This window comes from Acetobacter nitrogenifigens DSM 23921 = NBRC 105050 (assembly GCF_000429165.1).
GTDB classification, from domain to species: domain Bacteria; phylum Pseudomonadota; class Alphaproteobacteria; order Acetobacterales; family Acetobacteraceae; genus Acetobacter; species Acetobacter nitrogenifigens.
The window spans coordinates 51,894-64,556 of record NZ_AUBI01000013.1 but is presented as its reverse complement, the minus strand read 5'-3'; the positions used below and the strand labels follow the sequence as shown (position 1 = coordinate 64,556).

At 61.7% G+C, this 12,663-nt stretch carries 12 protein-coding genes; 10 read left to right on the top strand and 2 right to left on the bottom strand.

The window, feature by feature from the left end:
* The first annotated feature begins 70 nt into the window (after nt 1-70).
* A complete protein-coding gene (locus tag G442_RS0114115; protein ID WP_246789460.1) occupies nt 71-655 on the top strand; it encodes an MlaD family protein in 585 nt (194 codons plus the stop codon).
* A gap of 350 nt (nt 656-1,005) precedes the next feature.
* Here G442_RS0114115 and G442_RS0114110 read toward each other — a convergent pair whose 3' ends face one another.
* Both G442_RS0114110 and G442_RS0114105 read right to left on the bottom strand, forming a co-directional pair.
* A complete protein-coding gene (locus tag G442_RS0114110) occupies nt 1,006-2,187 on the bottom strand; it encodes an ATP-grasp domain-containing protein (RefSeq protein ID WP_246789459.1) in 1,182 nt (393 codons plus the stop codon).
* A gap of 43 nt (nt 2,188-2,230) precedes the next feature.
* Entirely contained in the window at nt 2,231-2,887 is a 657-nt protein-coding gene (locus tag G442_RS0114105) for a DedA family protein (protein WP_026398516.1), read from the bottom strand.
* A 198-nt stretch (nt 2,888-3,085) separates the two neighbouring features.
* Here G442_RS0114105 and G442_RS26230 point away from each other — a divergent pair, with 198 nt between their 5' ends.
* The 9 genes from G442_RS26230 to G442_RS22415 all read left to right on the top strand — a co-directional run bounded on the left by G442_RS26230 (nt 3,086) and on the right by G442_RS22415 (nt 12,376).
* Nucleotides 3,086-3,550 (top strand): hypothetical protein, encoded by a 465-nt coding sequence (locus G442_RS26230; protein ID WP_246789458.1) that lies wholly within the window; start codon nt 3,086-3,088, stop codon nt 3,548-3,550.
* A gap of 2 nt (nt 3,551-3,552) precedes the next feature.
* On the top strand, nt 3,553-4,620 hold the full coding sequence (locus tag G442_RS0114095; protein ID WP_051292340.1) for a lytic murein transglycosylase: 1,068 nt from the start codon (nt 3,553-3,555) through the stop codon (nt 4,618-4,620).
* A 74-nt stretch (nt 4,621-4,694) separates the two neighbouring features.
* On the top strand, nt 4,695-5,564 hold the full coding sequence (locus G442_RS0114090; RefSeq protein ID WP_035376682.1) for a septal ring lytic transglycosylase RlpA family protein: 870 nt from the start codon (nt 4,695-4,697) through the stop codon (nt 5,562-5,564).
* Between the two features lie 9 nt (nt 5,565-5,573).
* The gene (locus G442_RS0114085) at nt 5,574-6,914 is read left to right on the top strand and encodes a D-alanyl-D-alanine carboxypeptidase family protein (protein WP_035376681.1); all 1,341 of its coding nucleotides are present in this window, start codon (nt 5,574-5,576) and stop codon (nt 6,912-6,914) included.
* A 270-nt stretch (nt 6,915-7,184) separates the two neighbouring features.
* On the top strand, nt 7,185-7,844 hold the full coding sequence (gene tmk / locus G442_RS0114080; protein ID WP_026398511.1) for a dTMP kinase: 660 nt from the start codon (nt 7,185-7,187) through the stop codon (nt 7,842-7,844).
* A gap of 2 nt (nt 7,845-7,846) precedes the next feature.
* The gene (locus G442_RS0114075; protein ID WP_035376669.1) at nt 7,847-8,854 is read left to right on the top strand and encodes a DNA polymerase III subunit delta'; all 1,008 of its coding nucleotides are present in this window, start codon (nt 7,847-7,849) and stop codon (nt 8,852-8,854) included.
* 253 nt (nt 8,855-9,107) lie between these two features.
* The gene (metG, locus tag G442_RS0114070; RefSeq protein WP_026398509.1) at nt 9,108-10,655 is read left to right on the top strand and encodes a methionine--tRNA ligase; all 1,548 of its coding nucleotides are present in this window, start codon (nt 9,108-9,110) and stop codon (nt 10,653-10,655) included.
* Nucleotides 10,652-11,479, top strand: coding sequence for a TatD family hydrolase (locus G442_RS0114065; protein WP_026398508.1), 828 nt, complete (start codon nt 10,652-10,654; stop codon nt 11,477-11,479). Before metG ends, G442_RS0114065 begins: the two co-directional genes overlap by 4 nt.
* Nucleotides 11,480-11,551: 72 nt before the next feature.
* Nucleotides 11,552-12,376: an MBL fold metallo-hydrolase gene (locus G442_RS22415; RefSeq protein WP_051292339.1), complete on the top strand. Its 825-nt coding sequence runs from the start codon at nt 11,552-11,554 to the stop codon at nt 12,374-12,376.
* Nucleotides 12,377-12,663: the final 287 nt, after the last annotated feature.

Sequence of the window (12,663 nt, the reverse complement as noted above, 5' to 3'; positions counted from 1 at the left end):
TAATGGACACGGCGTGGACGCGCCGGGGCGCTTCCGTGCAGGACCGCCGGGCATAAGTATTAGACCGCCCTTGAAGGGAGCGATACCTGTCGGCGCGCCGATTCTGGACGGTGCGACGCTTGACGGCGAAGGGGGCGCTCACGCTTACTCCGCCGTGAGACGCGCTGGCGTCGGTTTGACGAGGGGACGACATCTCATGGCGATACGCAGAAAAGGCGGTCCGCTGCTGTTCAGCACGGCAGTGATCGCGCTTACCGCTGGATTCGCCTTGTACGCGCATGGCCTGCAGACTGGCTTCGGCGCGAAACGTTACCCTCTCTCTGCCCGCTTCATTTCGGCGAATGGTCTTGCCCCCGGGGCGGATGTGATGATTTCCGGCGTTCCTGTGGGTCGCGTCGATACGATTCGCCTCAATCCGGCCAGCGCAATGGCGGAGGTGGCGTTTGAGGTTGACGACCGTTTGCATTTCCCGACAGACAGCACGCTCTCCGTAGGCAGCGCCACGATGTCGGGCGACAACGCATTGATCATCGAACCGGGCGCTTCCTCCGTATTGACCAAGGCGGGGGACGTGCTTGGCAATACACGCGAGCCTATGAGTCTCGAGCAGCAGGTGAGCAATTACATTTTTGGTAACGGCGGTTTGCCGGATTAACCTGAAAATGAAATGAACTGGTGTCTAAAGAAAATCCCTTAGTTAATTAATTTATCATGAATAATATTCTGTATCGCCTTTTGTATGAGAAAACGCGAAGTTGAAAGTGTCTGAATCGGCTCTTCCACCCCTCTCGGGGAGTAAAGTGAGTCTTAGGCGCACTTCTGATCATTAAGCTGTAAAAGTTAAAATCATTTAAAATCAATGTTTTGCGTATATATTTTGAAAGAAAAAATTAAGCGAACGGGAGGTCGAATGAGTCACCACGAGCAGGCCGCGCCGCAATGTTCAGAGGCTCTTCAAGCACGGAACTGGTAAGTATATTTTTCAATAAAACCAGTTGATTACAGTCAGTCATTAAGTGGGTAGGAGCGCATCAGGCGTCGCTGTTCGCGCCACAGCCTTACGCCTTCTCTGACCGAACAGGATTTCCAGCCGGCTCGTTTCTTCTTCGCGCCAATCCGAAAACTCTCGCCGTAGTGGTGAAACTGCGTGGCGTAGGCCTCCCGCAACGTGGTGGCGGCGTCCCATATATGCGTCGCTTCTGAACCGACACCGTTGATCTCGATGATTTCGAAGCCCTCGCCCCGGCGGAGTGCTTCTACTGACTCAAATTTCACATCTACACGCCCGAAGTGAAAGTCAGGAATGTCGGTCATGATCCGGTCGAGCGCGGCCACGAGCGCAGGCGTGATGTCGGTTGCGCCGTTGCGGAACACAGATCCCTTGCAGTGATTGCCGGTGAACACCAGGGGAAGCCCTGCGCCCTGAGGCAACACTTCAGTCAGGCGCTCGGACAGGCGTTCGCGATAAAGATGCGGCACCAGGCGTGTGCGCGGATCGGAGAGCAGTAACTGTTCGACTGTCGAAACCCCGTCGCCTGTGAGAAACGGCACGTCCTTGTAGGTGATGGAACTGATGCGTCCGGTCGGCTCGTCGGGATGTCGAATGTAGAACAGCCCGGCTTCGTGCTCGTAAGGAATCAGCCGCTGGATGATCAGACGCACTCCACGAGGAAAAGCCGCCAGCGCGTCGGCCAACGCTTTCCGCGTTCGCACGAGCTTGACCCCGGTTCCGTTGCATCCGATGTCGGGCTTCACCACCACGGGCAAGCTAAGGGACGCCGCCGCCAGAGCGGTCTCGGCGCGTTTTAGATCCTCAGAATCCGTGTCGAGAATGACGTAGGGTGCGATCCACGGACGTGCGACAGGGCCGGCCATGTCCAGAATGGATGTCTTGCTCTCTCCGCACAGCCCGCCAGTCGCGATCCGCGGATTGGCCGCCGTAGGCAGGCCAAAATCGCGATAACGCAAACCCATCATGATCCAGTAGGCGACGATGGGCGTATAAAACAGCCAGCCGGGCCAGAACTCGAAAAAGCTGACCGGTCCGCCAGCTTCACGAGTTGCCGCCGACCGACTCTCGTGTTTTGGCGACGCTTTGCCCTGCAACGCGCGGGTAGCCAAAACGCCGTAATCAGGAACGTCGGAAGAGGCTGCGAAATCACGGGGCGCGCGGGGCATAAAGGTCATGAGCAAATCCGTATCGTGTTTCGATCGGTCGAGGTTCTCGTCGTCAGGCGTGTTTTCCGCCGCCAGAAATATGCCGGCCGACAAAAACAATCGCGGCAAGAAAACCAATGACGCCGAGCCAGCGCCATGCCCCCAGTGCGTCGAGTAGGGGTCTGCCGACGTGAAGCGATAGCGCAAACAGCGCGCTTGTCCAAAACAGCGTGGCGATTGCGGTCGCCAGCATGAAGATGAGGAACCCTGCGCCGAAGAACCCGGACGCCGTGTAGACGGGAAGACGCGTTCCGGGAATGAACCGGCAGATGAACACCACCCGGAACAACGCGGCTCCGCGCCACCAGAGAGCTCCACCTTCCGGGGCGGTGGGAGCGAATCGCCTTTTGATCTGGGCCGACCACCCGCCTGAATCATCGGTGGTCACTGGCATCTGACGAGTCTTTTCCGCAGGCGCCCAACGCCGTGCGGGCGGCCAGAAAGCGGCCAGGCGGCCAAGCCCGTAAAGACCGGCGTCGCCGATGATGATTCCCACGTATAGCGCCGAAAGAGCGAGCGGCCACGCGATAAGGCCGTCGCCAACAGCGATCGCCGTAAGCAAGGTCGCGCCGTCCTCAAGGATGAAAGTCGCCAGTAGAATCGCCACTGCCTGCAACGCAGGGTCGTGGACAGAAACGGCCAGCCAGGAAGAAAGGGAAGGAAGCGACATGCGCGCTCTTTGCACGATCGGGCGTTCGCTGGCCAATCGCCGCCGGGGCGCCTGAGCAGAGCGTGAGGCAGATCCCTCGCGTGATCCGTGCGCTCCCTTGCTGCGTCGCCGCGCTTCCGCCATAAATCTGGGGACACAGAGCGGGTGCGCGCGCCTTGCATGGTGGCGTGCTGAGCAATGCAGCGACAGGATCATGTTTTGAAATCCGCTACATCCAGAACCTCATCTCGCCCCTCTACACGCGCTTCCGCCGCCCGGGCCCTCAAGCAGAAGCCGTCAACCACAAAACTCGATCCGAAACCGGGAACGTCGCGTGGAAAAGGCGTTCCGGCCGCATTCGGCGGCAAGCGCGTTGCGCCTGCTGCCGACGAGGGTTCGCCAGCGCCCGGTGCGATGCGTGACGGAACGCCCACCGCGTTGTTCTACTTCGACCGAGAATGGTACGCGGCGGCCTACCCTGACGTTGCGGCCGCTGGTGTCGATCCCGCGACGCATTTCATGGAGTGCGGCTGGCGGGAAGGGCGGAACCCAAACCCGCATTTCGACTGCAACGCGTATCTGGAAGCGAATCCCGACGTGCTCGCGGCGCAGCTCAATCCCTTCGTTCATTTCATCATGTATGGCGTCTGTGAACGCCGCATCCTTCGTCCGGAAGAGAACTGACGATGTCCACGTCCGAGCCTCTCAACGCGTCAGCGCAAGCCGGAACACGTAAGCAGATCGAACGGCGGGCTGTTTCGCGCGCTCTGCTGGGCGGCGTGGCGGCTCTGTCTGTCGCGCCTCGACCGGTTTTTGCGCGGGCAGTCGCTCATCGCGCGGCGGCGCCCAGCGGTGCGGGCGCTTACGACGCATTTCTTGCCGGGGTCCACAGCCAGGCGGTCGGCATGGGCCTGTCGTCGTCGCTGGTGACCGAAGCGCTGGCGCTGACGCAACGACCGAATGCGAAGGTGTTGGAGCTCGATCGCCATCAGCCGGAGTTCACGCTTACCTGGGCGCAGTATCGAGCCAAAGTGCTCAGCACCGGAAAAATAGACGCCGGAAAAGCAGCCTACGCGACAAATCGGGCGCTGATCAGCCAGGTTTCCGCGCGCTTCAGCGTGGACGAGACGCCCATTATGGGAATTTGGGGGCTTGAGTCCTACTACGGAAAGCTGACCGGCCATTTCAATGTCATCGACGCTCTTGCGACGCTTGCCTTCGACGGGCGCCGCGCTGCGTTTTTCCGATCTGAGTTGCTCAAGGCGCTGAAAATACTGAATGAACGTGGCATCCCGCCATCCGGCATGGTTGGAAGTTACGCCGGGGCGATGGGGCAGCCGCAATTCATGCCCAGCGCCTATCTGAGCTACGCTCATTCTTTCGGTAGCAATGGTCCTGCAAATATCTGGACAAGCGTGCCCGACGTTTTGGCGTCTATCGCAAACTACCTTTCACGCTGTGGCTGGCTGTCTGGCGAACCGTGGGGGCAGCCGGTTCAGGCGCCGGACACGTTGCAGCAGGCGGACATTGGGCGCGAGCATAAGCGTTCGCTGGCTCAATGGATGGCGGCTGGAGTGCGGCGTCAGGACGGCGGCCGTTTTTCGCACGAAGATGTGACTGGCGCTATCGTGCGGCCTGACGGGCCGGGCGGCGAGGCGTTCATGGTTTATCATAATTTCGATGTGATTCGCCGCTACAACCCCTCAGACTATTACGCACTGGGCGTCGGTCTGATGGGCCTGATGACGACATGATTTCCGCTGGCGCCGTGCGTCGGGCGCCAGGTGCGCCCCGACAAGCCGTGAGGCGAGGCGCGGGGAGCCTGACGTTGAGCAGCGCACTTGGCGCGTCGGCGCTTGGTCTGGTTTCCTGCCGCCAAGTCTCGCCGCCGCCGATCGCGCATCCGCACTACGTCGTGGGCGCGGCCTATCAGGCGGACGGCCTCTGGCGGTATCCGCGTGAAGAATTTTCCTATCGGGAAACGGGGCTCGCCGTGGTGGACGCGGGGACCCGCCCCGCGGGGACAACCGCCGACGGCGAGGTCTACGATCCGCAGGCGATGGCGGGGTCGCACCCGACGCTGCAACTGCCGGTGGACGTCACTGTCCGCAATCTGGAAAATGGGCGTGAGATCGACGTGCGCCTCGATGATCGTGGTCCAGCCAGACGGGGACGACTGATCTCGCTCACGCCTCGCGCGGCGGCGGCTCTGGGCATGGGCGCCGGGCTTGCGCGCGTGGAAGTGGAAGAGATCGAGGCGTCAAGTCGAGGATACGCCGAAACGCTGCCGGGCGGCCCCATGCTGGCGTTGCAGGCGGCGCCAGTCACGACCGTAACGCGGCAAGACCTGCCGCCGCCGGGGAGGTCTCTGTCTGGCGTTGCGCCTGCCGACCCGAGGGCTGGCGCGTCTGAGGCCGCTGTGGCGGGCGTAATCGCCTTGCCTCGTTTTCCTGTGTCATATCGGCAGGGATTTCCACGCCCCGGTGGACTATGGGTAGAGACTGGACGTTTCACCCAGCGGCGTTACGCCTCGATGGAGGCGATTCGCGCCGGGGGAACCGTGTGGCCCAGTTCAGCCGGAAGCGGTCCGGCCTGGACGGTGCGCGTCGGCCCCTTCAACGGGGTGGACGAGGCGGACGCTGCTCTGGACCGCGCACTGGCGATCGGGTTAACCGGCGCTCATATCGTCGTCGAATAGGATTTGAACGTGCAGACCCGACGCATACTTCTCGCCAGCGGCGCAGCCGCCCTTGCCGGTGGCGTTTCCGGCGTTTCTGGAAACCTTGAAGCGGCTTTGGCCGCGCACCCGCGTCGTGGCGGTCATGCTGCGCACAAGCCCGCAGCGTCGAAGGCAGGCGATGACGACGCTGCTGCCGTTGCAGCGGGCGGTCCGCCTGCGACGACGCCAATTGGGCCGGTGGACACCGTCGCCCGCTGGGTGTGCATCGTCGACTTCAATTCCGGCATCGTGTTGATGGAGAAGGCGGCGGACGAGCGGATGCCGCCGTCGTCCCTCACCAAGATGATGACCGCCTATGTCGTGTTCGGAATGCTGCAGTCCGGCAGGCTGAAGCTTGACCAGTCCCTGCCGGTCAGCGAGCGCGCCTGGCGTATGCAGGGTTCGAAGATGTTCGTGCCGCTCGGCGAAAGCGTGGCGGTCGAGGAACTGATTCAGGGAATGCTCATCCAGTCGGGCAACGACGCGTGCATCGTGCTGGCGGAGGGTATTTCGGGGTCGGAGGAGCAGTTCGTCGCGCTGATGAACGACACCGCCGCGAAGCTCGGCATGACCAACAGCCACTTCATGAACTCGACCGGCTGGCCTGCTGAAGGCCACTACATGTCCGCGAGAGACGTTTCCACCATTGCGACGCATCTGATCAGGGATTTTCCGCAGTATTACCATTATTTTTCAGAAAAAGATTTTAAGTTCAACAAGATAAGTCAGGGCAACCGTAACGTTCTGGTCGACAAGGGCCTGGCCGACGGGTTGAAGACCGGACACACCGACGCTGGCGGCTTTGGGCTTTGCGCGTCCTCACTTCGTGGCGATCGTCGCGTCGTCATGGCGTTGAACGGCATGGCCTCTTCGAATGAGCGCGCGCATGAGGGAGAACGCCTGTTGTCGTGGGCGTTCGCGAATTTTGAGACCGCGACGATCGTCCGTAAGGGACAGATCGTAGATCAGGCGCCGGTCTGGATGGGCGAAGCGAGAACCGTGCCGGTCGCTGTGGCGCGTGACGTCACCATGGTTCTGCCTCATGGCTGGCAATCTCGCGTTCAGGTCGGCGTGGATTATTCATCCCCGTTGATCGCGCCGGTTGCGGCGGGGCAGGAGATCGGACGCCTGACCGTGACGATCGCAGGCGCTCCAGCGGCAGTTCCGCCAGCGCCGAGCCCGGCGCCAGCTGCGGGTGGCGTGGCGCCGATCGCCCCCCAACCGCCTGCGGCGACGTCTCTCTCCGTTCCACTGATCGCAAGCGATGGCACGAGGAAGCTCGGTTTTGGCGGGCGTGTCGCTTATCGCCTGGGATTGGGCGGACACTGAAGAGACGTAACCAGGGTGTAGTTATGCATGGCGTTGTTTTTGAAATAAAAAATCACGCCATGTAGGGCGGCTTACAATAGTCCCATTTGCCGTCGGCTCTTTCCGTTGGCGTTGCACCCGGCTAATTTTTTTATGAAGAAAAATTTGTAAAAAATTGTTTTTAAATCAATTTATCAACAATTTTCCTCTACTCATTCGATCGCTCTGCAAAGGCGGCGACAAAAACTGAACAAACTTCGCCTCGATGGTGCGGTGGGTAATGGAGCAGCAATGACGCGGGGCGCTTTCATCACACTCGAAGGAGGCGAAGGCGCGGGCAAGTCTACGCAGCTTCGCGCTTTGGCCCCGGTGCTGACCCGCATGGGATATGACGTGCTGACGACCCGGGAACCCGGCGGTTCGCCTGCGGCCGAGGCGTTGCGGGAACTGCTGTTGTTCGGCGGCGTCGCGTTTTCGTTGCGTGCTGAAATCATGGCCCATTTCGCGGCTCGCTGTGATCACGTCGACAACGTGATCCGTCCGGCGATCGAGGCGGGACGGATCGTTTTGTGCGATCGTTTTTTTGACTCAACGATGGCGTACCAAGGATATGGGCAGGGACGCGCCGATCCGGACGTCCTCGCGCTTATCGCGCGTCTGAGCCGCGAGGTTGGACTCGTCCCGGATATCACTATCCTGTTTGAAGTCGCTCCAGCCATAGGGCGTCGCCGGATCGAGGCCCGTGCGGCGGCCGTAACCGGCGGTGTGGCGACTCTCGATCGTTACGAGCAGGCTGATCCGTCTTTTCACTTGCGGGTGGCGGAGGGATTCGCCGCAGTCGCTTCGTCGGAGCCGGGGCGTTTTCTTCGCGTATCCTCCGACGCCGACAGCCCGGAGACCATCACCGCCGCCGTCGCCAGTCGGATCGAATCTTTTCTGAAGGCGCGGTAGAGATGGCCGCGCCCAGAGGTTCGCGGTCCAGGGCCGCCAGCGCGGCTCCGATAGCGACGGAAGAGCGCCCGCTCGACAAGGCGCGAAGAGCTTCTCTGTCCCTGACGGGACATGAGGCCAGCCTGAGCGCCTTCAGAAATGCGTTTACGACCGGCAGGCTTCATCACGCCTGGTTGCTGACCGGACCGGAGGGCGTAGGCAAGGCGGCTCTGGCCTTTCGCATGGCCCGAATCCTGCTGAACGCGGAAGATGCGGCGTCTTCGGCGGGCAGGCAGGTGACGGCGGGCTCCCACCCGGACCTTCTGGCCATCGGCCGCAGCTACGACGAGAAAAAGCAACGTTTTCGTGGTGAAATCGTCGCCGATGAGATTCGGCCGATTGGCGCCTTTCTCCATCGCACGGCCGCCGAGGGCGGGTGGCGGGTGGTGTTGGTCGACAACGTCGACGCGATGAACCGCAACGCGGCGAACGCGCTGCTTAAGGTGCTTGAGGAACCGCCCAATCGGGCGATTCTGCTGCTTACCTGTGCGACGCCGGGCCGCCTCCTGCCCACTATTCGCAGCAGGTGCCGGACGTTGACTGTGCCGCCGTTGGACGAGGCGTCGGTGCGCGCCGTTCTGATGCGCGAGGCGAGCGATGCTGAGCCGTCCGAGATCGAGCGCGTGCTCCCGCTCGCGCAGGGATCGCCGGGGCGCGCGATCGCGTTGCTTGCTGACAAAGGCGGTGCGTTGGCTGGTGTCGCTCAGGAAGCGTTGGCTGGCATGAGCGTCGCGCGGATGCTCGACGTTGCAGAGGGAATAGCCCGCAGCGACGTGGGATTCCCGCTTTTCTTCACGCTTCTGGCGGACGTTCTGGCGGCGGCGACGCGGCGGGCCGGACGGCTGGAGGAAAGCGCGGCGCTGGCTGAACGCTGGACGAATGTGGGCCGCATCCGATCGGAGACGGAACGCTTTAATCTGGATAAGCATGAAGCGGTCATCGAGGCGCTGTCTGTCGCTGGCGGGCGCTAGTTGCGACGAGTGGGCGGTCTCCGGGCGTCTGCGCTGTCCATGGGGGATGGAATGCGGTGGTAATCTGTTGAGCTGACAGCTGAACCGTCGTCTGAAGACGGCGGCTGCATGGAGAACATGCCGCCGGGCCTCGCGAGAGGCGTCTGCATCCGGTATGAGTGACTTTTATCGACAAACATGCAGCAGGTCCGGCGAATCGCCTCGCCTCGCACGTAACCCATCGACCAAAGCAACCGGGAAGCCAAGAGCAGACATGAGCGGCCGTTTCTATGTGACCACCCCGATCTACTATGTGAATGGCGCGCCCCATATCGGCCACGCCTACACATCGATCGCCGCCGACATCGTCGCGCGCTTCAACCGTCTTTCCGGCAAGGACGTGTTTTTCCTGACTGGCACGGACGAACACGGTCAGAAGGTCGAGCAGGCCGCTCTGGCCGCCGGGGAAGATCCGCAGGCGTTCACGGACCGCTTCGCCGCCGAGTTCCGCGCGGTCGCCGACGTCATGGGAATCTCTTACGACGACTTCATTCGTACGACGGAGCCCCGCCACAAGGCGGGAGCGCAGGCGTTGTGGGAGAAAGTCGCCGCCGGCGGAGATATCTATCTTGGAGCGTACGAGGGCTGGTACGCCCTGCGCGACGAGGCATTTTACGGCGAAGACGAACTGGTCACGCGACCTGACGGAACGAAGGTCGCCCCATCTGGCGCGCCGGTCGAATGGATGCGCGAACCATCCTATTTCTTCCGGCTGTCAGCGTATCAGGACCGACTGCTGGAGCTATACGACAAGCATCCGCAATTTATCGGTCCCGTCGGACGGAAGAACGAGATTGTCAGCTTCGTGAAGCAGGGCCTTCGCGACCTGTCGATCAGCCGCACCAGCTTCAAATGGGGTGTGCCGGTGCCGGGCGACGAAGACCACGTCATGTATGTGTGGTTCGACGCTCTCGCCAATTACCTGACTGCCCTGGGGTATCCCGATACGTCGGCGCCCCGCATGGTGTTCTGGCCCGCGAACCTGCACATGGTCGGCAAGGACATCGCCCGTTTCCATACGGTTTACTGGCCCGCCTTCCTGATGGCCGCCGGGATCGATCTTCCGTCGATGGTGTTCTCGAACGGCTGGTGGACGGTCGAGGGCGAGAAGATGAGCAAGTCCGTGGGCAACGTGATCGACCCGCGTGATCTTGTCGCGGAGTTCGGTCTCGATGCAGTGCGGTTCTTCCTGATTCGCGAAGTGCCTTTCGGTGGAGATTCAGACCTTTCCAGACGTTCCCTGATATCCAGAATGAACGTTGAGCTGGCCAACGACCTAGGCAATCTGGCGCAGCGGACGCTGTCGCTGATCGCACGCAATTGCGGCGGCGTCCTGCCGGAACGCGGCCCGCTTACGGAAGCGGATACGCATCTGTTCGGCCAGGCATCGATCTTGCCGTCGGTGATGGCGGAGCAGATCGGCCGCATCGCCCTTACGGACGCGCTGGAGGAAACGTGGAAGCTGATCCGCGCCTGCAACGCCTACATCGACCATCAGGCGCCGTGGGCTCTGAAGAAGACCGACCCGGTGAGAATGGAAGCGGTCCTTCGCGTTCTGGCCGACGCCCTGCGCGTCATCGCGACGGTCCTGCAGCCATATATGCCGGACAGCATGGACAAGATGCTGACCCAGCTTGGCGTCACGACGGATGAGCGGACGCTTGCCGCGCTGGATGCGCCGCTTCCGGGCGGCCGCGTTCTTCCGAAGCCCGAAGGTATTTTCCCGCGCTTCGTCGAGCCTGAAGCAGGAACTGCCCAATGACGGCTCAGGGGACGGGTCATACTGCGGGCTTGATAGACTCGCATTGTCACCTCGATCATTTTTCGGACGAGGAACTGCCTTTGCTGCTGGATCGCGCACGGGAAGCCGGGCTGGACGGCATGGTGACGATCGGCACGCGGCTGTCTCTCCAACATGAGCAGAAGGCGCTGACCCGTCACTCCCGACCTGACCTCGCGATCTGGTGCTCGATCGGCACGCATCCGGACCATGTGGATGAAGAAGAGACGCCAGAAGCCGCGCGGATAGCGGAACTCGCCGACGCGCCGGAAGTCGTGGCGATCGGGGAAAGTGGGCTCGATTATTTTCATGGGGCGCCGGAGATGCGCCCGCTTCAGCAAGCGAGTTTCCGGGCGCATATCCACGCCGCTCGTCTGGCCGGCCTGCCGCTGGTCATTCACGCGCGTCAGGCTGACGACGACGTCGCAGCGGTTCTGGAGGACGAGACGGAGACGCGCGGCGCTTTTCCGTTCCTGCTGCACTGCTTTGCGTCCGGGCCGGATCTGGCGGGCAGGGCGCTCGCTCTTGGCGGCTATCTGAGTTTTTCGGGAATCGCGACATTCCCGAAGTCTTCGGAACTGCGCGACATCGCGCGTATCGTGCCGCACGATCGCCTGCTGGTGGAGACGGATTCTCCGTATCTCGCGCCGGCGCCGAAGCGTGGGAAACGTAATGAGCCATCTTACGTCGCCTTCACTGCCGCGACGGTGGCGGATACGGTCGGGCTCGAGCCTGCGGCCTTCGCGGACGTCACGACCGCGAATTTTCATCGCCTGTTCACCAAAGCTCGACGACCGGCGCCTTAAAAGCGACGCCATCAAATTTTGCGAAGAGGACGTATGTGTGACTGACGGACGGAAGGCGCGGTGAGCATACGGTTGAACATCGCGGTTCTTGGGTGCGGAGGCTCGTCGGGCGTGCCGCAGATCGGAGGGCCAGATGGGCGTGGTGAGTGGGGTTCCTGCGATCCTGCTGAACCGCGGAACCGCAGGACGAGATCATCCATCGTCCTGACCGGGCCGGATGGACGGCGCATACTGGTCGATACCGGTCCGGATTTACGCGCCCAGCTGCTGGCGAATGGAATTGGCGTCATCGACGCGATTTTCTACACGCACGCCCACGCTGATCATATCGCGGGTCTGGACGACGTGAGGCCGCTTAACTGGGCCGCCGGGCGGGCGATCGAGGCATTTGGAACTTCGGCGACGCTGGATGAGGTGCGGACGCGCTTCGATTACGCATTCCGACCATGGACCACGAAAGATTTCTTCCGGCCGGGCGTCGTGGCGCGGCCAATCATGGCCGGGCAGGTTCTGGACATAGCAGGACTTTCGCTGACCGTGTTCGAGCAGGATCATGGAAAGCTGAACTCACTGGGCTTCCGCTGCGGCTCGTTTGCTTACTGCACAGATGTTGCTTCTTTTACGGATGATGTCCTGACGCTTCTTGAAGGCGTCGACACCTGGATGGTGGATTGCTTCCAGCTCAAGCCGCACTCCGCCCATGGCTGGCTCGAGCGTGTTGTAGAATGGGCGGCACGTATCCGCCCTCGGCGCACGATTCTCACGCATCTTGGAACTGCCATGGATTGGGCGTGGATGCAGCGTGAACTGCCCGACGGAATCGAAGCGGCTTTCGACGGAATGACCTTCTCAGTGGAAGGCGGAGCGCTGTCGCCGCAACGTCCTGACGTGGAATGATGGCGTCTGACGCCAGGGCCTGACAGGCGCCGCAGCCATGAAGACGGGAGCGGCGCGTGGAGCTTGAAAGCGGCGGTCAGGCTTGCCGACTCCCGTTTCGTCCGCCCACATGTTCCGCGACTCGCAAGATACGCGGCCCCCAAGAGCGGGGACCGGATGAATAATTATCAAGCCTTTGAATTTTAAGCCGAATACTCGACGTTCGCGCCGAATTATCTTGTGACCCGCAAGGGGCGTTCGCGATTTTTCTTGAAAATGGCGGCGGGGTTTCGATAGCGTGACCACAC

Excerpts from the sequence above, each read along its gene's own strand:
- G442_RS0114110 (WP_246789459.1), bottom strand. The coding sequence starts at position 2,187 with ATGACCTTTATGCCCCGCGCGCCCCGTGATTTCGCAGCCTCTTCCGAC.
- G442_RS0114105 (WP_026398516.1), bottom strand. The coding sequence starts at position 2,887 with ATGTCGCTTCCTTCCCTTTCTTCCTGGCTGGCCGTTTCTGTCCACGAC.
- G442_RS0114095 (WP_051292340.1), top strand. The coding sequence starts at position 3,553 with ATGTCCACGTCCGAGCCTCTCAACGCGTCAGCGCAAGCCGGAACACGT.
- tmk (WP_026398511.1), top strand. The coding sequence starts at position 7,185 with ATGACGCGGGGCGCTTTCATCACACTCGAAGGAGGCGAAGGCGCGGGC.
- G442_RS0114075 (WP_035376669.1), top strand. The coding sequence starts at position 7,847 with ATGGCCGCGCCCAGAGGTTCGCGGTCCAGGGCCGCCAGCGCGGCTCCG.
- metG (WP_026398509.1), top strand. The coding sequence starts at position 9,108 with ATGAGCGGCCGTTTCTATGTGACCACCCCGATCTACTATGTGAATGGC.
- G442_RS0114065 (WP_026398508.1), top strand. The coding sequence starts at position 10,652 with ATGACGGCTCAGGGGACGGGTCATACTGCGGGCTTGATAGACTCGCAT.